General features: G+C 69.5%; 22 protein-coding genes and 1 pseudogene. 12 read left to right on the top strand and 11 right to left on the bottom strand.

What is annotated here, in order from left to right:
- Positions 1-101 precede the first annotated feature (101 nt).
- Positions 102-842 (bottom strand): GNAT family N-acetyltransferase, encoded by a 741-nt coding sequence (locus R9B84_RS27915; RefSeq protein ID WP_423763211.1) that lies wholly within the window; start codon positions 840-842, stop codon positions 102-104.
- Between the two features lie 211 nt (positions 843-1053).
- Between R9B84_RS27915 and R9B84_RS27910 the strand changes: the two are divergent.
- Both R9B84_RS27910 and R9B84_RS27905 read left to right on the top strand, forming a co-directional pair.
- Positions 1054-1279: pseudogene (locus R9B84_RS27910) on the top strand (MFS transporter); the annotation flags it as partial.
- Between the two features lie 145 nt (positions 1280-1424).
- Entirely contained in the window at positions 1425-1910 is a 486-nt protein-coding gene (locus R9B84_RS27905) for a DUF3331 domain-containing protein (protein WP_423763210.1), read from the top strand.
- A gap of 24 nt (positions 1911-1934) precedes the next feature.
- Here R9B84_RS27905 and R9B84_RS27900 read toward each other — a convergent pair whose 3' ends face one another.
- A complete protein-coding gene (locus R9B84_RS27900) occupies positions 1935-3137 on the bottom strand; it encodes a GNAT family N-acetyltransferase (protein ID WP_423763209.1) in 1203 nt (400 codons plus the stop codon).
- A 167-nt stretch (positions 3138-3304) separates the two neighbouring features.
- Here R9B84_RS27900 and R9B84_RS27895 point away from each other — a divergent pair, with 167 nt between their 5' ends.
- The 4 genes from R9B84_RS27895 to R9B84_RS27880 all read left to right on the top strand — a co-directional run bounded on the left by R9B84_RS27895 (position 3305) and on the right by R9B84_RS27880 (position 8674).
- Positions 3305-4777, top strand: a complete 1473-nt coding sequence (locus R9B84_RS27895) for a PLP-dependent aminotransferase family protein (protein WP_423763208.1) — start codon at positions 3305-3307, stop codon at positions 4775-4777.
- Positions 4778-4992: 215 nt separating this feature from the next.
- Complete coding sequence (locus R9B84_RS27890) at positions 4993-6567, top strand: trypsin-like peptidase domain-containing protein (protein WP_423763207.1); 1575 nt, start codon at positions 4993-4995, stop codon at positions 6565-6567.
- 227 nt (positions 6568-6794) lie between these two features.
- Positions 6795-8006: an MFS transporter gene (locus R9B84_RS27885; RefSeq protein WP_423763206.1), complete on the top strand. Its 1212-nt coding sequence runs from the start codon at positions 6795-6797 to the stop codon at positions 8004-8006.
- Between the two features lie 128 nt (positions 8007-8134).
- The gene (locus R9B84_RS27880; protein WP_423763205.1) at positions 8135-8674 is read left to right on the top strand and encodes a DUF4303 domain-containing protein; all 540 of its coding nucleotides are present in this window, start codon (positions 8135-8137) and stop codon (positions 8672-8674) included.
- A 98-nt stretch (positions 8675-8772) separates the two neighbouring features.
- On the opposite strand, the gene R9B84_RS27875 is transcribed toward R9B84_RS27880, so the two are convergent.
- The 7 genes from R9B84_RS27875 to cobA all read right to left on the bottom strand — a co-directional run bounded on the left by R9B84_RS27875 (position 8773) and on the right by cobA (position 14769).
- Positions 8773-9471: a fumarylacetoacetate hydrolase family protein gene (locus tag R9B84_RS27875; RefSeq protein WP_423763204.1), complete on the bottom strand. Its 699-nt coding sequence runs from the start codon at positions 9469-9471 to the stop codon at positions 8773-8775.
- Positions 9472-9597: 126 nt separating this feature from the next.
- Entirely contained in the window at positions 9598-10539 is a 942-nt protein-coding gene (locus R9B84_RS27870) for an AraC family transcriptional regulator (RefSeq protein ID WP_423763203.1), read from the bottom strand.
- 90 nt (positions 10540-10629) lie between these two features.
- On the bottom strand, positions 10630-11418 hold the full coding sequence (locus R9B84_RS27865; protein WP_423763202.1) for a YkgJ family cysteine cluster protein: 789 nt from the start codon (positions 11416-11418) through the stop codon (positions 10630-10632).
- A gap of 61 nt (positions 11419-11479) precedes the next feature.
- Positions 11480-12079, bottom strand: a complete 600-nt coding sequence (locus R9B84_RS27860) for a uracil-DNA glycosylase family protein (RefSeq protein ID WP_423763201.1) — start codon at positions 12077-12079, stop codon at positions 11480-11482.
- 111 nt (positions 12080-12190) lie between these two features.
- Entirely contained in the window at positions 12191-13243 is a 1053-nt protein-coding gene (locus R9B84_RS27855; protein WP_423763200.1) for a CmpA/NrtA family ABC transporter substrate-binding protein, read from the bottom strand.
- 5 nt (positions 13244-13248) lie between these two features.
- On the bottom strand, positions 13249-13842 hold the full coding sequence (locus R9B84_RS27850) for an ANTAR domain-containing response regulator (protein ID WP_047903103.1): 594 nt from the start codon (positions 13840-13842) through the stop codon (positions 13249-13251).
- Positions 13843-14007: 165 nt separating this feature from the next.
- Positions 14008-14769 carry a uroporphyrinogen-III C-methyltransferase gene (cobA, locus tag R9B84_RS27845; RefSeq protein ID WP_423763199.1) on the bottom strand — a complete coding sequence of 254 codons (762 nt, stop codon included), beginning with the start codon at positions 14767-14769 and terminating at the stop codon, positions 14008-14010.
- 641 nt (positions 14770-15410) lie between these two features.
- Between cobA and R9B84_RS27840 the strand changes: the two genes are divergently transcribed.
- The 4 genes from R9B84_RS27840 to R9B84_RS27825 are packed head-to-tail and all read left to right on the top strand — an operon-like array spanning position 15411 to position 23945.
- Positions 15411-16739 carry an MFS transporter gene (locus tag R9B84_RS27840; RefSeq protein WP_423763198.1) on the top strand — a complete coding sequence of 443 codons (1329 nt, stop codon included), beginning with the start codon at positions 15411-15413 and terminating at the stop codon, positions 16737-16739.
- Positions 16740-16760: 21 nt separating this feature from the next.
- On the top strand, positions 16761-19358 hold the full coding sequence (gene nirB, locus R9B84_RS27835; RefSeq protein ID WP_423763197.1) for a nitrite reductase large subunit NirB: 2598 nt from the start codon (positions 16761-16763) through the stop codon (positions 19356-19358).
- Between the two features lie 38 nt (positions 19359-19396).
- Positions 19397-19741 (top strand): nitrite reductase small subunit NirD, encoded by a 345-nt coding sequence (gene nirD, locus R9B84_RS27830; RefSeq protein ID WP_047903106.1) that lies wholly within the window; start codon positions 19397-19399, stop codon positions 19739-19741.
- A gap of 16 nt (positions 19742-19757) precedes the next feature.
- On the top strand, positions 19758-23945 hold the full coding sequence (locus tag R9B84_RS27825; protein ID WP_423763196.1) for a molybdopterin-dependent oxidoreductase: 4188 nt from the start codon (positions 19758-19760) through the stop codon (positions 23943-23945).
- A gap of 172 nt (positions 23946-24117) precedes the next feature.
- On the opposite strand, the gene R9B84_RS27820 is transcribed toward R9B84_RS27825, so the two are convergent.
- Both R9B84_RS27820 and R9B84_RS27815 read right to left on the bottom strand, forming a co-directional pair.
- Entirely contained in the window at positions 24118-24894 is a 777-nt protein-coding gene (locus R9B84_RS27820; protein WP_423763195.1) for an SDR family oxidoreductase, read from the bottom strand.
- Positions 24895-24898: 4 nt separating this feature from the next.
- Positions 24899-25336, bottom strand: a complete 438-nt coding sequence (locus R9B84_RS27815) for a GlcG/HbpS family heme-binding protein (protein ID WP_423763194.1) — start codon at positions 25334-25336, stop codon at positions 24899-24901.
- A gap of 95 nt (positions 25337-25431) precedes the next feature.
- Between R9B84_RS27815 and R9B84_RS27810 the strand changes: the two genes are divergently transcribed.
- Together R9B84_RS27810 and R9B84_RS27805 are read left to right on the top strand one after the other, a co-directional pair.
- Positions 25432-26346, top strand: coding sequence for a LysR family transcriptional regulator (locus R9B84_RS27810; RefSeq protein ID WP_423763504.1), 915 nt, complete (start codon positions 25432-25434; stop codon positions 26344-26346).
- Positions 26347-26426: 80 nt separating this feature from the next.
- Positions 26427-26861, top strand: a complete 435-nt coding sequence (locus R9B84_RS27805) for a hypothetical protein (protein ID WP_423763193.1) — start codon at positions 26427-26429, stop codon at positions 26859-26861.
- The last annotated feature ends 126 nt before the right edge of the window (positions 26862-26987 follow it).

Genomic DNA, 26987 nt, shown 5'->3' with positions numbered 1-26987 from the left:
CGGTCCAGTATATCGAAGAATCGAGCGGGGACGTTCGTCTCAGCGCAATGAGACGAATCGCGAGACGAACGGCGATGGTCGGCATCGATTCGATGCGCGCTTCAGGCGACGACTTCGTCCACCGCGACCGGCGCGAGCGGCGTGAATCCGGCGGCGCGGTACAGCGGCTGACCGGCCTCGGTCGACACGAGCCACACGCGCTGCGCACCACGCTGCCGCGCGTGCGCGACGATCGCGGCGAGCAGTTGCATGGCGAGGCCACGGCGCCGGTAGGCGTCCGCCGTCGCGACCCGGTCGACGACGATGTCGCGCGCCGACGCGAAGCCGTAGCGCGCGGTGGCCGCGATCTGCCCGTCCAGCCGGTGCGCGAACAGGAATGCGGCCGGATTCGGCTGGAACGGCGGGAACGAGGCGCTCGCATTGAACGCGTCGATGTCGCCCGGCGTGTGGCAGGCGAGTGCTTCAGCGAGTGCATCGTCGCCGGACAGCACACCGATATCGGCGGCCATGAAATGCTCGTCCGACAGCCGGCGCGTCCTGCCTTGCAGCGCAGGCGGCAGCGGTGCGGCGCCATAGCGCGTGATCCATGCGCCGACGGCGAACGGGCCGTCGCTGCACGCAGGCGCGCCCTCGATCATGAAATGCTCGAAAGGCCGGCCCATGCCGCCATCGAACCGCACGACCTGGCCGTCCGGGCTGTCGTGCAGCGGCGCGTCGCGCCGGTCGCGCGCGGCGCAGTACCCGGCGATGAAGGTGCGCACGGCGGCCCTGCGGTGGGGGAAGGTCGACCAGACCGAGTCGAGCGGAAGCGTGGCGTCGGGAGCGGGCGAGGCAGTCGGCATGCGTATGTACGCAACGTTGTCGGGGCGAAGCCGACAGCTTAGATCAGGATGCCGTCGCTGTCGCGCCGGCCCATTGCAGCGATCGACGAAACGCATCGTTGCGCAACTTTCCCTTTACTTGAAGTGAACTTCAATTTGTATCATGTGCGCCAGTCCGATCTCGGCCGCGTGGGACATCCCGTTGCACGCGGCGGCCCCAACGGAGGTGGAGATGACCGAATCGCCTGTCGCGGCCAATGCCGCCACGCTGCCGGCGCGCAGTTACCGGGCCGCCGTCGCGAACGTCGTGCTGGCGAGCATCGTGTCGGCGTTGCACGTCGGCAAGGCGACGATCGGATTGCCGTCGCTCCAGCACGAGTTCGGCGGTTCGCTCGCGTCGCTGAGCGGGATCATGTCGGTGTTTCCGTTCGTCGGCGTGTTCGGCGGGATCGTCGGCGCGTTCGGCTGGTCGGGCGGCATCGGGCTGATGCTTGCGGCCGCCGTCGCCGGTGCGGCGATCGGCCTGTCGCTGCTGCGCGAACCGGTCGGCCGGCGCTGAGCGTGACGCCGGTGCCGTTCAACCTGCATGTCAATCCATCAAGCATGCCGAACATCATGGAAAGCCTGATCTGCGAAGAAGACCTGTCGTGCGATGTGCCGTCATTCGGCGAACACGATGCGATGCCTCTGCACGGCGGCGGCGTCGCGCATCCGCTCGAGACGATTGGCCGCGCGCCGGGTCCGGAGCACGCGTCGGCCGCGATGTCGCCGTTGCGTCCGCAACTGTTCGTCACCGTGCTGGAGGCCGGTGATGACGGGTTGCTGATTCGCTGGGTCGAGAGCGGCCGTTGCCATTACGGCGAGCAGCGCTGGCGCCTGCGCGTCGCGTTGCAGCCGGGCCGCTGCGCGATCTCGGGACGGCCGATCGAGCCCGGCGAGCCGGTGTTCCGGCCGGTGCGGCGGCCCGTGCCCGCGAATGGCGACGAAATGATCTGCCCGGCATCGGTGCCGGGTGCGGCCGACGCGGTGCCGACGGACGTTGCGTCCGAGCACGACAGTGCGCGGGATCCGGCCGACGTTTTCGACTGAACGCCGGCCGGCCGCGAATCCGCGTTACTTCTTCAGATCCTTCCGGTACTGGATGAACCCCGCATTGTTCGCGAGCCTGTCGTACAGCGCGCGCGCGGTCGTGTTGGTTTCGTGCGTGAGCCAGTACACGCGGCTCGCGCCGGCTTCGCGGGCATGTTCGTACACGGCTTCGATCAGCGCGCCGCCCGCGCCTTGCCCGCGTGCGTCCGGTGCCGTGTACAGGTCCTGCAGGTAGCAGTACGGCCCTTCGGTCCAGCACGAGCGGTGGTAGATCGAGTGCACGATCCCGACCAGCGTGCCCGATGCGTCGAATGCGCCGAGCACGAACATCGGCTCGGCGGGATCCATCAGGCGCGCCCACGTCGTCGCGAACACGGCATCGCTCAGCGCGGTGTCGTAGAACTTCTGATAACCCTGCCACAGCGGGCGCCACGCCGCTTCGTCGGCGGCGACGAGCGGGCGCACCGTGACGTGCGTCGCGTCGTTCGCGCGGGCGGCTGCGTCGCGCGCGTTCGCCTGCGCGTGGCGGATCGCGGTGAGCGACTGGCGCTGCTCGCCCTGCGCGTCGAAGTTCTCCGGCGCGAGCCACGCGTCGAACGCGGCGCGCACGGCCGGCCATTCGCCGTCGACGATCGAATACCACGCGGTGTCGCGGCTGCGGCCCTTGTAGACGATCGCCTGCCGGAACGTACCGTCGTAGCGGAAGCCGAGCCGCGCGGCCGCCTTACGCGACGGCAGGTTCAGGTCGTCGCACTTCCATTCGTAGCGCCGGTAGCCGAGCGTGTCGAACGCGTACTTCATTAGCAGGTACTGCGCTTCGGTCGATATGGGCGTGCGCTTGAGCAGCGGCGAGAACGTGACGGAGCCGACCTCGATCACGCCGTTGGCCGGATCGATGCGCATCAGCGCGAGCGTGCCGACCGCGCGGCCGGTGGCAACGTCGATCACCGTGTAGTGCAGCGGGTCGCCGCTCGCCTGTGCGCCGCGCGCGTAGTCGCGGTAGCCCGATTCGTCGGTGTACGGGCCGTGCGCGAGATAGGTCCAGTCGCTGCCGTCGGGCGCCTGCGCGTAGGCGGCGTACAGGTCGGCCGCGTGGCGCTCGGCGTCGAGCGGCTCGAGCCGGCAGTAGCGGCCTTCGAGCACGATGCGCTCGGGGCGCGGGCGCGCGGACCAGTCGGGAACGGGGTGGCCGATGGGTTGCTGGAAGACGTTGGTGAGCGTGGACAAGGTCGATCTCGCTTCGGTTGGCGGCCGGCGACATGCCGGCATGCAGACGATCGTAGTCGCGGCGAGGTACCATGAGAAGCGCCAGAGATCGGCAAATTTATGGTGCCACGAGCCGGGTGCCACTGGCCGTGCGCCATGTTCCGACACTTTCACGCTGCGATGTTCCGATGACGACTGCCTTGCCTTCCGGCGACTCTCCTTTGTTACCGCTCGACGCGCCGCTGGCGCGTACGCCGGGCGCGCCTTCGCTGCAGCGCCAGTTGTTGCGCCGCGTGCGCGACGCGATTCTCGGCGGCGCGATGCCGGCCGGCACGCGGTTGCCCGGCACGCGCGCGCTGGCCGAGACGCTCGGCGTGTCGCGCAACACGACGGCCGCGGTCTACGAGCAGCTCGTCGCCGAAGGCTTCCTGCAGTCCGACCGCCGCGGCACGCGCGTCGTCGGGCTGTCGCGTCCGGCGCCGCCGCGCCGGCGTGCCGCGCCGCCGGCGGTCGCGCAGCGGCTCGGCCGGATTCGCCCGAGCCTCGTCGGCAGCGGCGAATCGGAGGGCTTTCGGCCGGGCGTGCCCGCGCTGTCGCATTTCCCGGTGGATGCGTGGCGGCACGCGATCGACCGCGCGCTGCGCCGTGCCGCCCGCGACTTGCTCGCCTATGGCGATCCGCTCGGCGAACGCGCGCTGCGCGAATCGATCGCGCGGCACCTGGCCGTGACGCGCGGCGTGCGTTGCGATCCCGAGCAGATCGTGATTACGGAAGGCGCACAGGGCGCGATTGCGCTGTGTGCGCAGTTGCTGACGAACCCGGGCGAGACGGTATGGGTCGAGGAGCCCGGCTATCGCGGCGCGCGCACCGCGATGCAGGCGGCCGACCTCGATGTCGTGCCGATGCCGGTCGACGCGGAAGGGCTGCGTGCGGAAGAGAACGACTGGCGCGAGCGGACGCCGCGCCTCGTCTATACGACGCCGTCGAACCAGTTCCCGACCGGCGCCGTGCTGTCGATCTCGCGGCGGCTCGCACTGATCGATGCTGCGCGCCGGCATCGCGCATGGATCATCGAGGACGACTACGACAGCGAATTCCGTCACACCGGCGAGCCGATCGGTGCGATGCACGGGCTCGCGCCCGATTCGCCCGTGGTCTACCTCGGCTCGTTCAGCAAGACGATGTTTCCGGCGCTGCGGATCGGCTTCCTGGTGCTGCCCGAGGCGCTGCTGGCCGCCGTGCGGACGGTGTTGCCGGAGATGCTGCGCGGCGGGACGCGCCACGTGCAGCTCGCGCTGGCCGATTTCATCGAGACGGGCGAATACGGTCGGCATCTGGGGCGGATGCGCCGGCTGTATCGCGACCGGCGGCGGTTGCTGCTCGCCGCGCTCGACAGCAGCCTGAGCGTGCCGCACCAGGTCGAGGGCGGGCCGTGCGGATTGCATCTTGCGTTGCGGCTGCCCGCGCGTTACCGCGACCGCGCGATCGTCGACGCGGCGCGCGCGCACGGCATCGGCCCGTTTCCGCTGTCGGGTTTTTCGATTCATGCGGAGTCGGCGGCCAACGGGCTCGTGCTCGGCTTCGGCAATACGTCGGCCGATGCATTCGAGCCGATGTTACGGACGTTGTCGGCGATCGCGGAGCGGGTCGACGGGGAGTGAACGGTCGCCGGACTTGTGCGGATTGACGAATCGCGCACTTTGTCCGGAACGAGCGCCGTCGTGGCTCCGCGGCCGCCGCACCGCACGGCATGCGGGTTTCGATTCATCTGTTCGAACAGGCCGCGTGGACTATAAATGGATGGGTGTACCGGTGCTTGTCGGGTGCCTGCGCGTCTCGCGCAAGTCGATGCCGCGACTGCCGGGGGAGGTGCACCGTGGTTCGCCAGACGCTTGCTCGCGCCGTGCTTCGCACCGCGTTGATCGGGGGCGTGTTCGCCGGTTTTTTGCAACCGCCGCCGGCCGCCATTGCGGCGACCCTCGCGCCGCCTGTCAAACCGGCAGCCATGAAGGAAAGGCCAGCCGCCGCGCCTTACGCGATGCCGGTCGACTTTCCGGCCATCGTCGATCGTTACGGGCCCGCAGTCGTGACGATCATGACCGCGCTCGATCAGCAAACCGGCGGGCCGTCCTTCGCGATCCTCGATACCGACGATCCGCTCGCCGCGTTCTTCCGGCGCGGCGCGCCGCCGCCCGCGCTGGGCTCGCAGCCGCCGATGCCCGACCCGGTGCTGCGTGCGGTGTCGGGCAGCGGCTCGGGCTTCATCGTCAGCGCCGACGGCCTGATCCTGACGTCCGCGCACGTGGTCGACGATGCGGCCGACGTGACGGTGCGGCTCACCGACCGCCGCGAATTCAAGGCGACGGTGCTGGCCGTCGATTCGCAAAGCGACGTCGCCGTGTTGCGTGTCAACGCAACGAAGCTCCCGTTCGTGCGCCTTGGCGATTCGGCGAAGGTGCGTGCGGGCGAACCGGTGATGACGATCGGTGCGCCGGACGGATCGGGCAACACGGTCACGGCCGGCATCGTCAGCGCGACGTCGCACCGGCTGCCGGACGGCAGCGCGTTTCCGTTCTTCGAAACCGATATCGCGCCGAATCCCGACAACTCGGGCGGCCCCGTATTCAATCGCGCGGGCGACGTGATCGGCATCGCGGTGCAGGTCTATACGGGCGCCGACCGCTACGCGAGCATGACGTTCGCGATCCCGATCGCGTTCGCGGCAAAGGTGCGCGCACAGCTACAGACGCAGATGCAGGCGCAACAGGCACAGCAGGCGCAGCAAGCGTCCGCGCAGGGCGCGCCGTCGGTCAACGCGTTCGGCATCGACGCGCAGGATGTCGGCATCGGGCTGGCCGCGGCGTTCGGACTGCCGCGTCCGGCGGGCGCGCTCGTCAACGGCGTCGCGCCCGGCTCGCCGGCCGCCGCGGCCGGCGTGAAGCCCGGCGACGTGATCGTGAAGCTGGGCGACAAGGCGATCGGCCGCTCGGCCGAACTGAACGACCTGGCTGCCGCGCTGTCGCCCGGCGAGAAGGCGTCGCTGCGATTGATCCGCAAGCGCGCGCCGGTGACGCTGACGATCACGGGCGCCGACGACGCGGCAGGCAATGCGGGCACGACAGTCGGCATGGCTGCACCGAAGGCCGCTGCACGGCCGGGGCCGGGGGCTGCGCCGGCTGACGGCGGCGACCGTCTCGGGCTGACGATGCATGCGCTGAGCGACGAAGAGCGCCGCTCGACGGGGCTCGCGGTCGGGATGATGGTGGACGCGGTACACGGCCCGGCCGAGCGCGCAGGCATCCAGCCGGGCGACGTCGTGCTGGAACTCAACGACACGCTGCTCGAGACGCCGGACGACGTGCAGTCGCTCGAAGCGAACGGCGGCAGCGTGATCGCGGTGCTGATCCAGCGCAACAATGCGCGGAAGTTCGTGTCGGTGCGTGTGCGTTAGGGCGTTGACGCGGCCGGCGTGGTCCGCCTAACATCGTCCGATCTCGCTGGCAGTCAGTCAGGCATTCAGGAGCCATCCGGCATGAACGCGGCATTCATCATCGTAGTAGTACGCAGGCGCAGGGTCCGGTAGCGGCACCGCGCCGGCACCCATGCGCCCCCGACTCGTTCGGGGGCTTTTTTTTGCATTGCGCACGGCCGTGCGGCGCGTGCGCGGAGGGCATCCGCTTGCAACCGAACCTGCCGATCGAATCCGCTGCGGCATCGCCGCGACACGCGACGCTGATCCTGCTGTGCGCGTGCTCGGTGCTGCCGCTGAGCCTGTTCCTGCCTTCGTTGCCGGCAATCGCGCGCGACCTGCGCGCCGACTATGCGCTCGTCGCATTGTCGCTCGGCGGGTACGCGGCGGTGGCCGCGTCGCTCGAGTTCGTGATGGGGCCGCTGTCGGACCGGTTCGGGCGAAGGCCGATCGTGCTGACGAGCGTCGGCGTGTTCGCGCTCGGCTCGCTCGGTTGCGCGATGGCGACCGATATCCGCGTGTTTCTCGCATGCCGGCTGATGCAGGCGGCGATCACGTCGGTCTACCCGGTGTCGATGGCGACGATCCGCGACACCGGCGGCGGCAGCCGCGCGGCGAGCCGGATCGGCTATGCGGCGATGGCGGCCGCGTTCGCACCGATGCTCGGCCCGACGCTCGGCGGCGTGCTCGACCAGACGGTGGGCTGGCGCGCGAGCTTCTGGTTGCTCGGCGCGGCCGGCATCGCGCTGTTCGGCTGGTGCGCGTTCGATCTCGTCGAAACGCACGCGAACCGGTCCTCGAGTCTCGGCCGGCAGCTTCGCGCGTATCCGGCGCTGCTCCGCGCACGCCGCTTCTGGGCCTATGCGCTTTGCATGGCGTTTTCGACGGGTTCGTTCTACGCGTTCCTGGCCGGTGCGCCGGTCGCCGCGAAAACGCTGTTCGGGATTGCGCCGGCGGAGATCGGTTTCTACATGGGGACGATCACGGCCGGTTTCGTGTGCGGCAGTTTTCTGGCCGCGCGGGTCGCACGCCGCTACGCGCTGGCGACGACGATCCTGTGCGGGCGCGTGGTCGCGTGTACAGGGCCGCTGATCGGTCTCACGCTGGTGTTCGGCGGCGCGACGCATGCGATCGCGTGGTTCGGGCCGTGCGTGCTGGTCGGCATCGGCAACGGGCTGACCAATCCCGGCGCGCATGCCGGTGCCGTGTCGGTGCGCCCGGACCTGGCGGGCAGCGCGTCGGGGCTGGCCGGTGCGATGACGATCGCCGGCGGCGCCGCGCTGTCGTCGCTGACGGGCGCGGTGCTGACCGCCGGCAACGCGGGCTACGCGCCGCTCGCGATGATGTTGCTGTCGGCGGCGATCGCGCTGGTGGCGGCCGTCTGCGTGCGCGTGTTCGACGAACGTGATGCAGCGCAGTGAACGCGGGTGCGGCCCGCTACCGTGCCGCGCGCGATTGGCGGACAATCCTTCGAATACCGGGAGACGACGAACCATCCGCGACGCGCATTTCGCGACGCGCGCGCGAGGGGCGACAGGATGAGGATGCGATGACCGACTTTTCCGATTTCCAGCGGGAACTTGCCGACGCCGCACGGGCGACGTTCAACGCGCTGCGGGCGTTGCACCCGGACGAGCATTTCTACGCGTTCGCGCTTTATACGGACAGCGGCGCGATGACGGTGGTGCCGGCGGCCAATTCGGTCGAAGGGCTGAGCCGGGTCCGCGCGCGACAGGCGGTCGCGGACGATGATCCCTGGTACGCGTGGGGCTTTTCCGAATGGGCGTACGCGGCGGCGGAAGCGTCGCCGTTCAACGCGATCTGCGGCAAGCTGGCCGACGAAGTGCTGAGCCCGCAGTTCGTCCGGTCGAGGTTCGCGGAATTTTCGCGCCAGCTCCACACCGACATGATCGAGGCGTTGCGGCTGCTCGATCGCGACGGCCTGTTCGGCTCGGGCGACGCAAGGGAGTCCATCACGCTGTTCGTGTCGATCAGCGACGACGACGCGGGCAAGGCACTGGAAAACGAATCGGCGAAGGTGCTGAATCCGCCGGCCGTGGTCGACACGTTCCTGCGTCGGTACGACTGAGCACCCGGAATGCCGTCGCGGCCGACCAGAGCCGCCACGCGCCACGTGCCACGCACAGCAGGCGAGGTACCCGCCCGCCTGCGTGCCCCTTCGATCCGTTACGGCTTTGCACCCACGACGAACTCGAACGTCGCGACGCCGTCGACGCCGCCCGTCACGCGGTCGCCCGGCTGCAGCGCGCCGACGCCGGCCGGCGTGCCGGTGAAGATCAGGTCGCCGGCCTTCAGCTCGACCGCGCGCGACACGTATGCGATGACGTCGGGCACGGCCCAGATCATGTCGGCCAGATCGCCTTGCTGGCGCGTTTCGCCGTTGACCGCGAGCCAGATGCGGCCGGCTGCCGGGTGGCCGGTGGCCGTCGCCGCGCGCAGCGCGGTCACGGGGCCCGACGCGTCGAAACCCTTCGCCCAGTCCCACGGACGGCTCAGCTTCTTCGCTTCGGCCTGCAGGTCGCGGCGCGTAAGGTCGACGCCGACGCCGTAGCCCCACACGTGCGACAGCGCGTCGGCCGGGTCGATCGACTGGCCGTCCTTGCCGATCGCGACCACCAGCTCGATTTCGTGATGGAGATCGCTCGTCAGCGGCGGATACGGGACGGTGCCGCTTGCGGGGACGATCGCGTCGGCCGGCTTCGTGAAGAAGAACGGCGGCTCGCGGTCGGGATCGGCGCCCATTTCGCGGGCGTGGTCGGCGTAGTTGCGACCGACGCAGAATACGCGGCGCACCGGAAAGCGCGCGGACGACTGTTCGACTTCGACGGAAGGACGCTCGGCAGCGTCGATGACATAAGCGGACATCGGATGGCCTCGTTCGGTAGGTAGACGGATGCCGGCGCCCGTGCGGCGCACGGGCCAGCATGCGTGCAACGATACCGGACGCGCGTGCGGCCGGATGCGACGCAGATGCGTTTTACCGGGACAAAACTACGCGTCGGTGGTTGCGGGTGCGTCGTCGCCGTCCGGCAATGCGGCATTCGCGTCGCGGTACGCCTTCGGCGACACGCCGACCCGCGCGCGGAAGCGCCGCGCGAAATACCCTTCGTCGCGGAAGCCGACCGAACGCGCGATGTCCGCGATGCGCCGGCTCGTGTGGGCCAGCAGCGATTGCGCGAGCGCGATGCGGCGCTCGGTCACGAGGTCGGTGAACGTGCTGCCGGTTTCCTTGCGGACCAGATGCGCAAGGTAGTTCGGCGACAGGAACGCGGCCTCGGCGGTCGCGGCGAGCGTCAGGTCCTCGCGGGTCAGGTTCGCCCGCACGTGCCGCAGCACGCGCGCAAGCGCGTCGCGCCGGCCCGCACGCTGGGCGCCGCGCTGCGCGAGCTTGTCGAGCGCGCCCGCGTACTGCGTGCAGACGAGCCCGATCAGTTGCAGCAGGTAGCCGCGCAGCAGCGTGGTCGAGCCGAAGGTGCGCACGCGATCGGTGTCGAGCATGCACAGCGCGAGGCGGCGCGCTTCGTCGTACGAGTCGCCGGTCAGGATGAAGTCGAGATGCTCCTGGAAACGGAACGGCGTCAGCTCGGGAAAGCGGTGCGCGGGCACGTCCTCGAGGTCGAGCGGATCGACGTCGAGATCGGCGCGCAGGAACGCCTGGCTGAAGTTGATCACGACGAAGTGCGCGCCTTCCGGATGCGGGATCAGGTGCTCGCGGTGCGGCAGCACGAACGCGAGCGCGCCGCGCGGAAACGGCCGCGTGACGCCGCCGATCCGCTGCTCGGTGTCGCCGCCGAGGTTGAACTGGATCTGGAAATACGCGTGCCGGTGCGGCTCGGTGATCGCCTGGCGCGACGCCTGGTCGCGGATGTAGAAATCGAGCCGGTCGCTGCGTTCGGGCATCCCGTACAGGCGCGGCGGGGCGGTGGAGGGCATGAAGGATTCTGCGGTTCGTGACGCGGTTGAGCCGCGATGGTACAGCGAACCGGGCGCGGCCGGGATGGGCGGGGCCGCGCCCGGTGGCGATCAGGCGTCCGGATGGAAGCCGAGATAGCGGGCGTGCGGGCCCGCCATGCTACCGGCAAGCCGGCTCGACGCGTCGACCGACGCGAGCGCATCCGTCGTCGCCGTGCGGTTCGACACCAGCGTCCATGCGATGGCGTCGTCGGCGGCCACCATCGGCGTCGCGAGCAGATCCGTCAGCGCGGCGAGCAGCGCGGGCGCGGGCGGCGCATGAATCACGAACCCTTCATTGGCCACGGCCGCCGTGTCGATCCCCAGCACCGCGCACAGCCGTGCGCGCAGCGGCGTCTCGGCTTCGCTCGCCGTTCGCGAGCGCGCGATGTTCTCGCGCGTGTCCGCGTCGACGATCGTGCCGCCGCGGATGAGCGGCGTCTGCTGCCACGCATCGGACGGGCATTCCTTGCCGCCGGGCGTCAGCGGCACGAACGGATTGATCTCGGCCGGGTAGATCCGGCACACGAGCGGGCGTTCGTCGTAGATCCCGCAGCGCAGGTCGTCGCCCAGGTTCGGGCAGGGCCCTGCATGGGCGGCGGTGAGCACCACCGTGATGCGCACGGGCAGCGAGCCGCTGAGCGCGGGTGTCGAACGGGCGCGCTTGTAGGCGGCGAACGCGTTGTCGGGCTCGGGTTCGACGAGCCATGGCATCGCGTCGCACAGCAGCTCCACGTGACCGCCGCGCCGCAGCCACGCGATCGCCTCGCCGATCGTCAGTGGAATGCGCAGGTCGCGGCAGCATCCGCCGCAGCCGGTGCAGGCGAAGTCGATGTCGGGGGCGGTGGCGGTATCGTTCATTGGGTGTGTATCGGGGTATCGGGCGCGCCGCGCAGCATCGCGACGCCGCTGGCGGTTTCATTCATCGGTCGAGCAGCGGTGCCACCCGGCGGCGCAGCTCGGGCACCACGTCGGCGTCGAACCACGGATGGTGCTTGAACCACGCCTGATTGCGCGGCGACGGATGCGGCAGCGGCAGCACGCCGGGGCCGTAGTCGCGCCATGCGTGCACGGTGTCGGTCAGCGTCGCCTTGCGCGTGTCGCGCAGGAAATGCCGCTGCGCATACTGGCCGATCAGCAGCGTCAGCCGGATCGACGGCAACTCGGCGACCAGCCGGTCGATCCACAGTTGCGCGCATTCGGGGCGCGGCGGGTTGTCGCCGCTCGCGCCGCGGCCCGGGTAGCAGAAGCCCATCGGCACGATCGCGAAGCGCGTCTCGTCGTAGAAGGATTCGGCATCGACATCGAGCCACGCGCGCAGCCGCTTGCCGCTCGCGTCGTCCCACGGGATGCCGCTTGCATGGACGCGCGCGCCCGGCGCCTGCCCGACGATCAGGATCCGTGCGTCGCGATGCGCGCGCACGACCGGTCGCGGGCCGAGCGGCAGCTCGGCTTCGCATGCACGGCACGCGCGGATTTCGGTGAGCAGCACGTCGAGCGGCGTGCGCGTTCGTTTCGGCATCGATTCGGATCGGGGACGGAGTGGCAAGGCGGTGTCGTCCGGGCGGCGCATGCCGGAAACCGCCGGGGGCCGGATCGGCGTGGCGCGGCCCTGGAGCGCGCGCCAACTGCATCACGCCTGCGACGGGCCCGCCGCGCCGCCTTCGGCGACCGCAGCATCATACAACGCGGTCTGCGCGATCGCCGCGGCGATTCCCGCGTCGTCGAGCGGGCCGTCGAGCATGCCCCAGCGCCGGTATTGGGCCAGGAACCACCGCCCGTCGAGCGGATCGGGCCGATTCACGGCGCCGGCGTCGTGGAAGCGGATCGGCAGCGGCGGTTCGGCGAACGGCCCCGCGCCGTAGTCGCCGAGCAGGCGCGGCGCGATCAGCCGGGCCGGCACGCCGAGCGCGTCGGGCGACGCGAGCCAGTCGGCCGCCTCGCGGCGGTGCGCGGCGCTGTCGAGCCACGCGCATGCATCGACGAGCGTGCGGATCAGCGCGCGTGCGGTGGCTGGATACAACGAGACGAAATCGCGCCGGGTCGCAAGCACCTTCTCCGGATGATCGGGCCAGATCTCGCTCGTGACCGCGACGGTCCGGCCCGCGCCGCAGGCCTCGGCCACCGCATGCCACGGTTCGCCCGCGCAGAAGCCATCGAGCTCGCCACCCGCAAGCGCGGCAACCATCTCGGGCGGCGGGATCACGACGCTGCGCACGTCGCGCAGCGGATCGACGCCGTGCGACGCGAGCCAGTGGTTCAGCCACATCGCATGCGTGCCGGTCGGGAACGTCTGTGCGAGCAGCGGCTTGCGGCCGAGCGTCGCGAGTGCCGCGCGCACGTCGCCGCTTTCACGATAGGCGTCGGCGAGGCCGCGCGAAAACGTGATCGCCTGGCCGTTGCGGTTCAGCACCATCAACGCGGCCATGTCGGCCTGCGGGCCGCCGATGCCGAGCTGCAGCCCGCAGACGAGCCCGTACAGCGCGTGCGCGGCGTCGAGCTCGCCGCTCAGCAGCTTGTCGCGCACGGCGGCCCACGACGGCTGGCGGTTCAGTTCGAGCGTCAGGCCGTGCGGCGCGCCGAGGTTCAGGCGCTGCGCGACGATCAGCGGAGCCGCGTCGCTCAGCGCGACGAACCCGAGGCGGAGATGCGCGCGTTCCGGCGCGGCGGGAGGGGAAGTGTTCATGGCAGTCATTGAGGTGACGCGTCGAGCAGTTGCCGCGCGACGTCGACGATGCGCAGGCCCTGATCCATCGCGCGCTTGCGCAGCGCTGCATACGCATCGTGCTCGGACAGCCTGCGTTGGTCCATCAGCACGCGTTTCGCGCGATCGATCAGCTTGCGTTCCGCGAGTTCGCGCTCGACGTCGGCGAGCCGGCGGCGCAGCGCATCGTCGTGCGAGAAGCGCGCGAGCGCGACTTCGAGAATCGGCGCGAGGCGCTCGGCCGACAATCCTTCGACGAGATAGGCGCTGACGCCCGCGCCGACGGCTGCGCGGATCAGCGCCTGGTCGCCGTCGTGGCTGAACATCAGCACGGGGCGCGGCGCGGTCGCGTTCATGACCGCGAGCTGTTCGAGCGTGTCGCGCGACGGCGAATCGGTATCGATGATCACGACGTCGGGGCGTTGCTCCTCGACGGCCGCCGGCAGGCGCGCGGGCGTCGCGACGTCGTTCAGCATTTCGTAGCCGAGGCGCGCGAGCGCGTCGCCGAGTTCGCCGATCGGTTTGTCGGTGTCGGTGACGAGCAGCACGCGCAGGCGGGCGGACAGGGCGGACGAACTCATGAGGCAAGCGGGAGCGGCAGAAGGCCGGCGCGACGCGCGAACGGCGTGTGACGGCCGAGTCGGGACGCGGTCACGATACCGCGCGTGCGCGACCGGCGACCGGCGCGAACGCGGCCAATGGATTCGGAAGAGGCAGGCGGCCGGCGCCGCGTGATGCAGCGCATGTTATGCGGCCCGGACCAGCGCCGCGTCGCGCGCGGCATCGTCATGCTGCACGGCCGCTTCGCCGATCGCGCCGCCGACGAGGATCACGGCCGGGCTGCCGAGCCGCGCTTCGTCGATGCCGCGCGCGAGCGTGCCGAGCGTGCCGGTCCAGCGGCGCTCGTCGGGCGTGCCGGCCCATTGCACGGCCGCTGCCGGCGTCGACGCCGGCAGCGCGGCGAGCAGGCCCGCCGCAATGCTGTCGACGCGGCTCATCCCCATGTAGATCGCGAGCGTGGTGCCGGTCGCCGCGAGTCGCGACCAGTCGGGTTCGCCGTGGTCCTGCCGGTGCGCGGTGACGAACATGACGCCCTGGCAGTGCTCGCGGTGCGTGAGCGAGATGCCGAGGCTCGCGGCGGCCGCGAATCCCGACGAGATGCCGTTGACGATCTCCACGGGAATCTCGGCGGCCCGCAGCGTCGCGAGTTCTTCGCCGGCGCGCCCGAACAGCAGCGCGTCGCCGCCCTTCACGCGCACCACGTGCGCGCCGCGCTGCGCGTAGCGGCGCATCAGCCGCTCGATGAACGCCTGCGGCGTGGAGCGGCAGCCGCCGCGCTTGCCGACGCGGATCACGCGTGCCTGCGGGGCGAGTTCGACGATGCCGGGCGCGACGAGGTCGTCGAGCAGCAGCACGTCGGCGGCGGCCAGCGCCTTCACGGCCTTCAGCGTAAGGAGATCGGGATCGCCGGGGCCGGCGCCCAGCAGCGTGACTTTGCCAGTCGTCATGTCGTGTTCCAGTGCCGCGTGCGTGCGGCCGTCGATAGCGCGTTTCTGCGCGGCGGCGGCGGGCGGTCGAAACAGTCCGGCATCCGGCCGTGCCGCGCACGGGAGGGACGCCGTTGTCCTGAGGGGCCCGTCGCGATCGACGGGCATGGTTTGCGGGGACTGCCCACCGGCGCCGTTGCCGGTGTGATGCACGAGGTTCAGCAATATCCGCGCCAACCGGTGCAAGGCGCGGCGGGAGCGGGGCCCGATGGCCGCGTGCACGAATGCAGACGCAGCGCGCGCAGAGACGCAATGCCGCATCGGCGTGCATCGTGCCCCGTCAATACGCACCGCGATGTCGCACGGCGATAGTGCTGCAGCGCACCACAACTGTGCCTCGCTGCATCGCGGCGCATCGCGCGCCGTATGCCGGATCGCGGCGCACGCTGGCCGCTGAGCCTTGCGCGGCGGGGTTGCCGGCACGACTCGGGACGACATGGCACGGCGTTTGCGTAAGCTGGTTCGGACGCGTCAATGGCGATTCGTCCGCAGTACCGATTACAGACGCGCCCGGCAACGGGCTTCATGGGCAACGGCGTCCTACGCATCGGGTCTCGACGAGACCGGGTGCGCAGGACGCCGTTTTTCGTTTGGCGGATGACATGACCGACAAAGCTACCCGTATCGATCTCTTCAGCCTCCGCACCGCGCCGATGCGCGCGTTCCACCTGACGTGGATGGCGTTTTTCGTGTGCTTCTTCGCGTGGTTCGCATGCGCGCCGCTGATGCCGCTCATCGCACGCGAATTTCATCTGACGGCGGCACAGGTCGCCAACATCAACATCGCCGCAGTGGCCGCGACGATCGCCGTGCGGCTGCTCGTCGGCCCCTTGTGCGACCGCTTCGGCCCGCGCCGCGTCTATGTCGGCCTGTTGGTGCTCGGCGCGATCCCCGTGTTCGCCGTGTCGTTCACGCATGACTACCTGTCGTTCCTGATCTGCCGGCTCGGCATCGGCGCGATCGGCGCGGGCTTCGTGATCACGCAGTACCACACGTCGGTGATGTTCGCGCCGAACGTGGTCGGCACCGCGAATGCGACGACGGCCGGCTGGGGCAATGCGGGCGCGGGCGCGACGCAGGCGCTGATGCCGCTGCTCGTCGCGGCCGGCCTGATGCTCGGCTTCGGCGAAGACTCGTCGTGGCGCGTCGCGCTGGTCGTGCCGGGCGTCGCGATGCTCGTGATGGCGTGGGCGTACTGGCGCTTCACGCAGGATTGCCCGCAAGGCGACTTCGTCGCGCTGCGCAAGGAAGGCGTGACGGTCGACAGCGGCAAGAAGGGCGGCTGGGCGAGCTTCGTCGCCGCGTGCGGCAACTATCGCGTGTGGATGCTGTTCGTCACGTACGGCGCGTGCTTCGGCGTCGAGGTGTTCATCCACAACATCGCCGCGCTGTACTACGTCGATCACTTCAGCCTGTCGCTGAAGGATGCGGGCCTCGCCGCCGGCATGTTCGGGCTGCTCGCGCTGTTCGCCCGCGCGCTCGGCGGCTGGCTGTCCGACAAGATCGCCGCGCGCCGCAGCCTCGACGTGCGCGCGGCGCTGCTGTGCGCGCTGATCGTCGGCGAAGGGCTCGGGCTGATCTGGTTCTCGCATGCGCAAAGCGTCGGCCTCGCCCTCGTCGCGATGCTGACCTTCGGCCTGTTCACGCACATGGCCTGCGGCGCGACCTACGCGCTGGTGCCGTTCATCGACCGCAAGGCGCTCGGCGGCGTCGCGGGGATCGTCGGCGCGGGCGGCAACGTCGGCGCGGTCGCCGCGGCCTTCCTGCTGAAGGGTGTCGGCGACGTGCAGCACACGCTGAGCCTGCTCGGCCTCGCCGTCACGGCGACCGCGCTGTGCGCGATGGCCGTGCGCTTCAGCGACGAACACAAGGCTCGCGAGGCCGAGCTGCGCGACCGCGCGCTGGCCGCCGCCGCGAACGCCGCCAACTGATCGAGCGAAGGAAACGTCATCATGAAACTCATCGTCATCGGTCACGGGATGGTCGGTCACAAGCTGCTCGAATGCGTCGCGGCGGAAGCGGGCGCATCGGCAGCGCTGCAGGTCACCGTGCTCGGCGAGGAACCGCGTCCGGCCTACGATCGCGTGCACCTGTCCGAATTCTTCGCGGGCAAGTCGGCGGACGACCTGTCGCTCGTCGAACCCGGCTTCTTCGAGCGTCATCCGCAAATCGACCTGCGCCTGAACGCGTGCGTCGCATCGATCGACCGCGCCGCGCATACGGTCACGCTCGCGTCGGGCGAAACGCTCGCGTACGACAAGCTGGTGCTCGCGACGGGCTCGCGCCCGTTCGTGCCGCCGATGCCGGGGCACGATCGCGCCGGCTGCTTCGTGTACCGGACGATCGAGGATCTCGAAGCGATGCAGGCGTGCGGCACGCACGCGAAGCGCGGCGTCGTGGTCGGCGGCGGGCTGCTCGGCCTCGAATGCGCGAAGGCGCTGCGCGACATGGGGCTCGACACGCACGTCGTCGAATTCGCGCCGCGCCTGATGGCCGTGCAGGTCGACGACGGCGGCGGCCGGATGCTGCGCGCGAAGATCGAGGCGCTCGGCGTGACCGTGCATACGGGCAAGAACACGCTCGAGATCGTCGACGGCGAGGAAGGCACGCACCGGATGGCGTTCGCCGACGGCACGCATCTCGATGCCGACATGATCGTGTTCTCGGCCGGCATCCGCGCACGCGACGAACTGGCGCGTGCATGCGGGCTCGACATCGGCCCGCGCGGCGGCGTCGCGATCGACGACGCATGCCGCACGAGCGATGCCGACATCTACGCGATCGGCGAATGCGCGGCATGGAACGGCATGGTGTACGGCCTCGTCGCACCCGGCTACGACATGGCGCGCGTGGTCGCGAAGCAGGTCTCAGGCAGTGCTGACGGCACGGGCGCGGCTGCGTTCGCCGGCGCCGACATGAGCACGAAGCTGAAGCTGATGGGCGTCGACGTTGCGAGCATCGGCGACGCGCACGGTACGACGGCCGGCAGCCGCACGTACCAGTACGCGGACGAACGCCGCCAGGTCTACAAGAAGCTCGTGGTGTCCGACTGCGGCAAGTTCCTGCACGGCGCGGTGATGGTCGGCGACGCAGCCGAATACGGCACGCTGCTGCAGATGATGCTGAACCGCATCGAGTTGCCCGAGTCGCCCGAATTCCTGATCCTGCCGTCGTCGGACGGTGTCGCGAAGCCGGCGATCGGCGTCGACGAGCTGCCGGACGGCGCACAGATCTGCTCGTGCAACAACGTGTCGAAGTCGCAGATCTGCACGGCGGTCGCCGACGGCGCGACCAGCCTCGGCGCGCTGAAGTCGTGCACGGGCGCGGGCACGTCGTGCGGCGGCTGCGTGCCGCTCGTCACGCAGATCATGAAGGCCGAGATGAAGAAGCAGGGCCTCGCGGTCAACAACCATATCTGCGAGCACTTCCCGCATTCGCGCCAGGAGCTGTTCCACCTGATCCGCGTCGAGCGCATCACGACGTTCGACGAACTGCTCGCGAAGCACGGCCACGGTCTCGGCTGCGACGTGTGCAAGCCGGCCGTCGCGGGCATCCTCGCATCGTGCTTCAACGAGTTCGTGCTGAAGAAGGAACATGCGGGGCTGCAGGATTCGAACGACTACTACCTCGCGAACATCCAGCGCGACGGCACGTACTCGGTCGTGCCGCGCATGCCGGGCGGCGAGGTCACGCCGGAAGGGCTGATCGCGGTCGGCCAGGTCGCGCAGAAGTACGGGCTCTATACGAAGATCACCGGTGGCCAGCGTGTCGATCTGTTCGGCGCACGCGTCGAGCAGCTGCCGTCGATCTGGGAAGAGCTGATCGCGGCCGGCTTCGAATCGGGGCATGCATACGGCAAGGCGCTGCGCACCGTGAAGTCGTGCGTCGGCTCGACGTGGTGCCGCTACGGCGTCGACGATTCGGTCGGCCTCGCGATCGACCTCGAGAACCGCTACAAGGGGCTGCGCGCGCCGCACAAGATCAAGTTCGGCGTATCGGGCTGCACGCGCGAATGTGCGGAAGCGCAGGGCAAGGACGTCGGGATCATCGCGACCGAGAAGGGCTGGAACCTGTACGTGTGCGGCAACGGCGGGATGAAGCCGCGCCACGCGGAGCTGCTCGCGTCCGACCTCGATCGTGCCACGCTGGGCCGCTACATCGACCGCTTCCTGATGTTCTACGTGCGCACCGCCGACCGCCTGCAACGCACGAGCGTGTGGCGCGACAACCTCGAAGGCGGCCTCGACTACCTGATCGACGTCGTCGTGCACGACAAGCTCGGGATCGCGGCCGAACTCGAAGCCGACATGCAGCACGTGGTCGACACCTACGAGTGCGAATGGAAGAAGGCCGTCACCGATCCCGAGACGCGCAAGCGCTTCCGCCACTTCGTGAACAGCGACGCGCCGGACGCGAACATCGAATTCGTCGAGACGCGCGGCCAGATTCGCCCCGCGACGCCCGACGAGCGCGTGCGCGGCAAGCCCGTGACGATTCCCGTCGTTGTCGAAGGCGCGACGCAGGCCGTGACCGAATCCGCAACCGTTTGACCCTGACCGACACCAGCGTCTTTTCCAAGGAGCCCATCATGAACGATCGCCTTCCGCTGTCCTGGACCCGTGTGTGCCCGCTCGACGACATCGTGCCGAACACCGGCGTGTGTGCGCTCGTCAACGGCGAGCAGGTCGCGGTATTTCACGTCGCGCATGCCGACGGCGGCGTGTTCGCGATCGACAACGTCGATCCCGTGTCGCAGGCGGCCGTGATGTCGCGCGGGCTGATCGGCAGCCTCGGCGAGCGCGTCGTCGTCGCGTCGCCGCTGTACAAGCAGCATTTCGACCTGCGCACCGGCGAATGCCTCGAAGCGCCCGAGCAGTCGGTGAGCGCGTATCCGTCGCGGGTCGAGGACGGCTTCGTGTGGATCGCGGCCTGACCGCCCCGGAGCGCGCATGACCGCCACCCCCGTCAAGAGCGTGTGCCCGTACTGCGGCGTCGGCTGCGGGATGGTGCTGCACGTCGAGGATGGCGAAGTCGTCAAGGTGTCCGGCGACTCCGACCATCCGACGAACTTCGGGCGGCTGTGCACGAAGGGTTCGTCGGCGCACGTCGCGCTGCGCCGTTCCGGACGGCTCGACCGCGCGTTCGTGCGCCGCGCGCGCGAGGACGACCTCGTGCCGCTGCCGGCGCGCGACGCGATCGCCGAGACCGCGCGCCGCCTGCGCGCGGTGCTCGATGCGCACGGGCCCGACGCGCTGTCGTTCTACGTGTCGGGGCAGATGTCGATCGAGGCGCAATACCTCGTCAACAAGCTCGCGAAGGGCTTCGTCGGCACCAACAACATCGAGTCGAACTCGCGCCTCTGCATGGCGAGCGCGAGCACCGGCTACAAGCAGTCGCTCGGCGCGGACGGCCCGCCCGGGTCGTACCAGGACTTCGATCGCGCGAACCTGTTCTTCGTGATCGGCGCGAACATGGCCGACTGCCATCCGATCCTGTTCCTGCGGATGATGGATCGCGTGAAGGCCGGCGCGAAGCTGATCGTCGTCGATCCGCGCCGCACCGGCACGGCCGACAAGGCCGACCTGTTCCTGCAGATCCGGCCCGGCACCGATCTCGCACTGACGAACGGGCTGCTGCACCTGTTGCACGCGAACAGCCGCACCGATGCCGCGTTCATCGACGCGTACACCGAAGGCTGGGACGCGATGCCCGCGTTCCTCGCCGACTACACGCCCGAGCGCGTTGCGGAAATCACCGGGCTCGCGGAAGCCGACCTGCGCACGGCCGCGCAATGGATCGGCGACGCGCAGGAATGGATGAGCTGCTGGACGATGGGGCTCAACCAGAGCACGCACGGCGTGTGGAACACCAACGCGATCTGCAACCTGCATCTCGCGACGGGCCGCATCTGCCGCCCCGGCAGCGGGCCGTTCTCGCTGACCGGCCAGCCGAACGCGATGGGCGGGCGCGAGATGGGCTACATGGGCCCCGGGCTGCCGGGCCAGCGCTCGGTGCTGTCCGACGACGACCGGCGCTTCGTCGAGAACCTGTGGCGCGTGCCGGCCGGCACGCTGCGCAAGGAAACCGGCCAGGGCACCGTCGATTTGTTCTCGCGGATGGCGGCCGGCGACATCAAGGCGTGCTGGATCGTCTGCACGAACCCGGTCGCGACCGTGCCGAACCGGCAGAACGTGATCGCCGGGTTGCAGGCCGCGGAGCTCGTGATCGCGCAGGACGCGTTCCTCGATACCGAGACCAACCGCTACGCGGACATTCTGCTGCCGGGCGCGCTGTGGGCCGAGGGCGACGGCGTGATGGTCAACTCCGAGCGCAACATGACGCTGATGCACGCGGCGGTCGCACCGCCCGGCGACGCGCTGCCCGACTGGCGCATCGTCGCGGAAGTCGCGCGCGCGATGGGCTTCGGCGATGCGTTCGACTATGCGTCGGCGGCCGACGTGTTCGACGAGATCGTCCGTTTCTCGAATCCGGCGACGGGCTACGACCTGCGCGGCGCGAGCCATGCGGCGCTGCGCGACGGCCCGGTGCAGTGGCCGGTCGCACCGGGCACCGCGCGCGAGCGGCACCCGATCCGCTACCTGAACGACGGCGTGAGCCAGACGCTGCGCACGGCGGCCGACGGCAGCGATGCGCCGCGCATTGCGTTCCCGACGCCGTCGGGCAAGGCGCGCTTCTTCGCGCGGCCGCACGTCGATCCGGCCGAGCTGCCCGACGATACGTTCCCGATCGTGCTGAACACCGGGCGGCTGCAGCATCAATGGCACACGATGACGAAGACGGGCAAGGTCGCGATGCTGAACAAGCTCAACCCGCGCCCGTTCGTCGAGCTGCACCCGGACGATGCGAGCGCGCTCGGCATCGCCGCGAAGGACAGCGTCGAGATCCGCTCGGCGCGCGGCCGCGCGGTGCTGCCGGCCGTCGTGACCGAGCGCGTGCAGCGCGGCAACTGCTTCGCGCCGATGCACTGGAACGACGTGTACGGCGACGACCTGTGCATCAACGCGGTGACGAACGACGCGATCGATGCCGAATCTCAGCAGCCCGAACTGAAATATTGCGCGGTCGCGCTGCGGCGCGTCGACACGGATGCGTTTGCGTCCGCCGACGACGAGACGGCGCAACCCGATGCATGCGCCGACGACGCGCGGCCCGCGCCGGCGACGGCGCAGGCCACTGCTTCACAGGAATCCGACATGGCAGACATCGACACTTTCGCGGCCGCGCTCGGCTTGACCGACCTCGCGCCGCCGCCGTTGACCGACACCGAACGGCTGTATGTAGCCGGCCTCGTCGGTGGGCTGAAGGCGAGCGCCGGCCGGCGCGAGGGCAGCGTGCCGGTGCTGCCGGCCGCTGCGCCGCTCACGCCGCCGGTGCGGTTCTGGCTCGACGGGATGCTCGCGGGCCTGTTCAGCCGTTCGCTGCCTGCGAGTTCGCAGGTTGCCTTTGCATCGGCATTGCCGGCCGATGCCGCTGCGCCCGGCGGCGTGCGGATCGTTCGCACGCGCCCGAAGGTCGTGCTGTTGTGGGCGTCGCAGACCGGCAACATTGAATCGCTGACCGAGGATTACGCAACGAAGCTGATGAACGCGGGCTTCGAGATCCGCACTGCGTGCATGTCCGACTATCCGGTCGCGTCGCTCGCGGGCGCGCAATACGTGCTGCTGATGACGAGCACGTTCGGCGACGGCGATGCGCCCGACAACGGCAGCGAGTTCTGGGACGCGCTGCAGGCAGGCAGCGCCGCGCGCCTCGACGGCGTGCATTTCGCGGTGCTCGCGTTCGGCGATCGCAACTACGACCAGTTCTGCGGCCACGGCCGCCGGCTCGATGCGCGGCTCGCGGAACTCGGTGCGGCACGCCTGTGCGCGCGCGTCGATTGCGACGTCGAATTCCAGAACGATGCCGACCAGTGGCTCGAACGTGTCGTCGCGCGGATCAAGGAGGCCGATGCAGCGCTGCACGCGGTGCCGTCCGGCGGGATGAGCCCGTCGGGGCTGCTGCCGTCGAAGGCGCATCCGGCACCGTCGAAGCTCGTTGCGAACCTGCGGCTCAATCGCCCGGGCGCCGCGAAGGACACGCGTTATGTGTCGTTGTCGACCGAAGGCGCGAACCTCGAATACGAAACCGGCGATGCGCTCGGCGTATGGCCGACCAACTGCCCGGAGCTGGTCGACGAGTTGCTGTCCGTCACCGCGCTGAAGGCCGACGCGCCGGTGTCGATCGCAGGCGTCGGCGACGTGCGCCTCGGCGATGCGCTCGCGCGCCACTTCGACATCACGCGCCCGCATCCGGACACGCTCGCATTCATCGCGTCGCGCAGCGCGAACGGCGCGCTGAAGTCGCTGCTCGGCGACGACCGCAAGGGCGACCTGAAGCAATGGTTGTGGGGGCAACAGCTTGCGGACGTACTGCACGAGTTCCCGGTCGACATGTCGGGCACGGAGCTGGTCGGGATGCTGAAGCGGTTGCAGCCGCGTCTCTATTCGATCGCGTCGAGCCCGAGCGCGCACCAGGGCGAGATCCACCTGACCGTGTCGGCCGTGCGCTATCACAACGGCCGGCGCGCGCGCAAAGGTGTCGCGTCGACGTTCCTCGCCGATCGTGCGGACGACGGCCGCGTGCCCGTGTTCGTGCAGAAGTCCGCGCATTTCCGGCCACCGGTGAACGGCGACGTGCCGATCGTGATGGTTGGCCCCGGCACTGGCGTCGCACCGTTCCGCGGTTTCCTGCACGAGCGGCAGGCACGCGGCGCGCGCGGACGCAACTGGCTGTTCTTCGGCGAGCAGCACGCGCAGACCGACTTCTACTACGGCGACGAACTGGGCGCGATGCACGACAGCGGCTTCCTGACGCGGCTCGACCTCGCGTTCTCGCGCGACCAGGCCGACAAGATCTATGTGCAGGACCGGATGCGCGAGCAGGGCGCCGAGCTGTTTGCGTGGCTGGAGGAAGGCGCGCACTTCTACGTGTGCGGTGATGCGTCGCGGATGGCGAAGGACGTCGATACGGCGCTGAAGGCGGTCGTCGCCGAGCATGGCGGAATGTCGGACGACGATGCCAACGACTATGTCGCGCGGCTCGCGAAGGCGCGGCGCTATATGCGCGACGTGTATTAATCGCAGGCGGAGCGGCTTGAAGCAGCTCCGCCGGATTGGTGGCTGGTACCGTGGCCGGCAAGCCGGCAAGCCAGCAAGCCAGCAAGCCAGCAAGCCGGCGGTCCAGGCTGCCGTGCCGGTATGGCTGTCGACGGCGGAAGCGGTGTGACCCGCCTGCCGCCGCCGGCTTGCGTTACTGCTGCCGATCCCACGCGCGTGCCTGTTCGGCACGCACGAACGCTTCCGACGACTGCGGCAGCAGGTTGCGGAACGCGCCGCCGTCGCTTTCGATCACGTCGACCATCTTTGCGATCATTTCTTCCGGATCGTGCTGCTCGAGCGGGAACGTCAGCCGCTCGGGCGTCACGGTGTGGACGGCCGGATCGTGCCAACGCCGCGTCGTCTCCATCATCCGGTCGTTGAAGCCGGTGCTGTACGGGCCGGGGTTCACGACCGCGACGCGAATGCCGTGCGGCGCCAGTTCCGCATGCATCGCCTCGGCCACCGATTCCACCGCGTGCTTCGACGCGCAATAGGCGCCCGTGAACGGCCCCGTGATCAGGCCCGCGATCGACGACACGAACACGATCTTGCCGTGCCGGCGCGCGAGCATGCCGCGCGCGATTTGCTGCGTGAATTCGAGCGGCCCGAACACGTTGACGTCGAACAGCTCGCGGACGATCTCGACCGGCAGGTCGACGAGCGCGCCGGCTTCGCCGACGCCCGCGTTGTTCACGAGCACGTCGAAATCGAGATCGGCCGCGCGGGCGCGATCGTGGGCGGACGTGACATCGAGCTTGATCGCGCGCAGCGCGGTGCCGCGTTGCGCGGCAGCGGCCGTCAGGTCGTCGATCTCGGCGGTGACGCGCACGCCGGCCGTCACGTCGTGACCGCGTTCGGCGAGCCGCAGCGCAACTTCGCGGCCGAAGCCGGTGCCTGCGCCGGTAATGAGGATGCGTTTCTGAGCCATGTGCCTACCTTGTGGAGTGGAGGGTTGCCTGAAAGCGGTCGCGGCAGTACCGGGCGATCGCGGTGTCTTCGTCGACGCTGCCGCCCGAGACGCCGATCGCGCCGACACAGCGGCCGCTGCCGTCGGCGAGCGGTTCGCCGCCGCCGAACGTGACCAGCCCGCCGTGACTGTGTTCGATCCCGCGCAGCGGGCCGTCGCCCGACATCGCGCCGAGCGCGTCGGTCGATATGCGGAAGCGGACGGCCGTCAGCGCCTTGCGCTGCGCGAGATCGATCGCGCCGAGAAAACAGTCGTCGGTGCGCACGAACGCGAGCAGGTTCGCGCCGGCATCGACGATGGCGATGGCGACGCCGGTGACCTGCAGCGACACGGCATGCGCGAGTGCTGCTTCGATCGCGCGGCGGGCGGCTGCGAGCGGCAGCGCGGTGGTGAGCGGGTCCATTCGAGGCTCCGGTGGGACGACAAGGCCAGTGTAGGCAGTAGCGGTATATGGGAGAATCCGCATTCCGCTCGAAAGAGTTTCAAGTTTTTCTAATGATGGGCAGACGTGATCCGATGGCCGGGCTGCACGTGTTCATGACCGTCGCGACGGCCGGCAACTTCACGCGGGCGGCCGCCGCGCTCGGCCTGACGCCGGCGGCTGTCAGCCTCGCGATCGGGCAGCTCGAGGGCGAGCTGACCGTGAAGCTGTTCAATCGCAGCACGCGCGGCGTGAGCCTGACGGAAGCCGGGCAGCGCTACTGGCAGCAAACGGAGCCCGCATACCGGCAGGTCATGCAGGCGCGCGGCGAGCTGAAGGATGCACGCAGCGAGCCGAACGGGCTGTTGCGCGTCACTGCGTTGCCGCTGGCACGCACGCTCGTGATCGCGCCGGTTCTTGCCGTGTTCCGCGAGCGCTATCCGAAAGTCCGGCTCGAGATCCGCTACGAGAACGAGCTGGTCGACATCGCGAAGGACGGTTTCGATGCGGGGATCCGGCTCGCCGACCGGCTGCAGCCGGGCATGATCGGCGTACGGATCGCGCCGGCGTTGTCGTGTGCGCTCGTTGCGTCGCCCGGTTATCTGGCACGGTACGGCGCGCCTGCGTCGATTGCGGCGCTTGAGCGACATGCGTGCGTCCGCTTCCGGTTCTCGGAGAGCGGGCGGCTGCATAAATGGCTGCTGAATGACGGGCGCCGAGACGTCGATCTCGATCCGGACGGCGTGTTCGTGACGAACGATGCCGACGCGGTGATCGATGCGGCGCGCGCGGGTGTCGGGATCGCGTTTGCGTTCATGCGCGAGCGGATCGAGCAGGACTTGCGCGACGGCACGCTCGTCGAGGTGCTGCCGGGCGCGTGCCGGACGTTGCCGCCGATGTGGCTGTATTACGTGAATCGCAAGCACGTGCCGGCGAAGCTGCGCGCGTTCATTGACGTGCTGCGCGAGCGGGCCGGCGCAGACATGGCGTAATCCTGTCGTCCGGTTGCCGGCACTGTTTTGCGGGTCGGCGCATGATGGCGGCTCCATCCACGAAGCTACGGAGTCGCGTCATGCCGGCATTCCCGCATTTCCCGATTCGAACCCTTGCGATCGCTGCAGCGCTGGCGGCCGCTGCGACCTGTAGTGCACCTGCCGTCGGCCAGACGTCGACTGTGCCCGCAAGCTCGGCTGCCGTGACACCGGACAACGCGGTGCTGCTGACCGTCTTCCTGAAACACGACCAGTCGCGCCCGCTCGCCGAATTGAATGCGCAACTCGCGAAGCAGGGGTTCTACAAGGCGTTCCCGCCGCCGGGCGTCGAGGTGGTGAGCTGGACCGTGACGATGGGGATCGGGCAAATCGTCGTGCTGAGGTTGCCCGCGTCGCGGCTGCGTGAAGTCAATCGGGTGCTGGAGGATACGGCGTGGGGCGCTTATCGGACGGAGTTCTATCCGACTTACGACTACAAGGCGATCGGGTTGGGGGAGCATGAGCGAGGGAAGTGAGGCGGAATATTCAAAGCAGTCGCCTCAATGGAGATGCGCGGTTCTCGAGCACTGGAATGAGTCGTTATTTTTAAGATAATGCCGGGCTGGAGTTTGCTTGCGGTGACGAAGGGAGTTATTTCTTCC

Origin of the sequence: Burkholderia sp. NLJ2, assembly GCF_049487195.1 — a bacterium.
Taxonomy (GTDB): domain Bacteria; phylum Pseudomonadota; class Gammaproteobacteria; order Burkholderiales; family Burkholderiaceae; genus Burkholderia; species Burkholderia pyrrocinia.
This window is presented reverse-complemented; position numbering and strand designations above follow the sequence as displayed.

Coding starts and splice junctions, on each gene's coding strand:
- R9B84_RS27915 (WP_423763211.1), bottom strand. CDS start 842: ATGCCGACTGCCTCGCCCGCTCCCGACGCCACGCTTCCGCTCGACTCG.
- R9B84_RS27905 (WP_423763210.1), top strand. CDS start 1,425: ATGCCGAACATCATGGAAAGCCTGATCTGCGAAGAAGACCTGTCGTGC.
- R9B84_RS27895 (WP_423763208.1), top strand. CDS start 3,305: ATGACGACTGCCTTGCCTTCCGGCGACTCTCCTTTGTTACCGCTCGAC.
- R9B84_RS27880 (WP_423763205.1), top strand. CDS start 8,135: ATGACCGACTTTTCCGATTTCCAGCGGGAACTTGCCGACGCCGCACGG.
- R9B84_RS27875 (WP_423763204.1), bottom strand. CDS start 9,471: ATGTCCGCTTATGTCATCGACGCTGCCGAGCGTCCTTCCGTCGAAGTC.
- R9B84_RS27870 (WP_423763203.1), bottom strand. CDS start 10,539: ATGCCCTCCACCGCCCCGCCGCGCCTGTACGGGATGCCCGAACGCAGC.
- R9B84_RS27865 (WP_423763202.1), bottom strand. CDS start 11,418: ATGAACGATACCGCCACCGCCCCCGACATCGACTTCGCCTGCACCGGC.
- R9B84_RS27860 (WP_423763201.1), bottom strand. CDS start 12,079: ATGCCGAAACGAACGCGCACGCCGCTCGACGTGCTGCTCACCGAAATC.
- R9B84_RS27855 (WP_423763200.1), bottom strand. CDS start 13,243: ATGAACACTTCCCCTCCCGCCGCGCCGGAACGCGCGCATCTCCGCCTC.
- R9B84_RS27850 (WP_047903103.1), bottom strand. CDS start 13,842: ATGAGTTCGTCCGCCCTGTCCGCCCGCCTGCGCGTGCTGCTCGTCACC.
- cobA (WP_423763199.1), bottom strand. CDS start 14,769: ATGACGACTGGCAAAGTCACGCTGCTGGGCGCCGGCCCCGGCGATCCC.
- R9B84_RS27840 (WP_423763198.1), top strand. CDS start 15,411: ATGACCGACAAAGCTACCCGTATCGATCTCTTCAGCCTCCGCACCGCG.
- nirB (WP_423763197.1), top strand. CDS start 16,761: ATGAAACTCATCGTCATCGGTCACGGGATGGTCGGTCACAAGCTGCTC.
- nirD (WP_047903106.1), top strand. CDS start 19,397: ATGAACGATCGCCTTCCGCTGTCCTGGACCCGTGTGTGCCCGCTCGAC.
- R9B84_RS27825 (WP_423763196.1), top strand. CDS start 19,758: ATGACCGCCACCCCCGTCAAGAGCGTGTGCCCGTACTGCGGCGTCGGC.
- R9B84_RS27820 (WP_423763195.1), bottom strand. CDS start 24,894: ATGGCTCAGAAACGCATCCTCATTACCGGCGCAGGCACCGGCTTCGGC.
- R9B84_RS27815 (WP_423763194.1), bottom strand. CDS start 25,336: ATGGACCCGCTCACCACCGCGCTGCCGCTCGCAGCCGCCCGCCGCGCG.
- R9B84_RS27810 (WP_423763504.1), top strand. CDS start 25,432: ATGGGCAGACGTGATCCGATGGCCGGGCTGCACGTGTTCATGACCGTC.
- R9B84_RS27805 (WP_423763193.1), top strand. CDS start 26,427: ATGCCGGCATTCCCGCATTTCCCGATTCGAACCCTTGCGATCGCTGCA.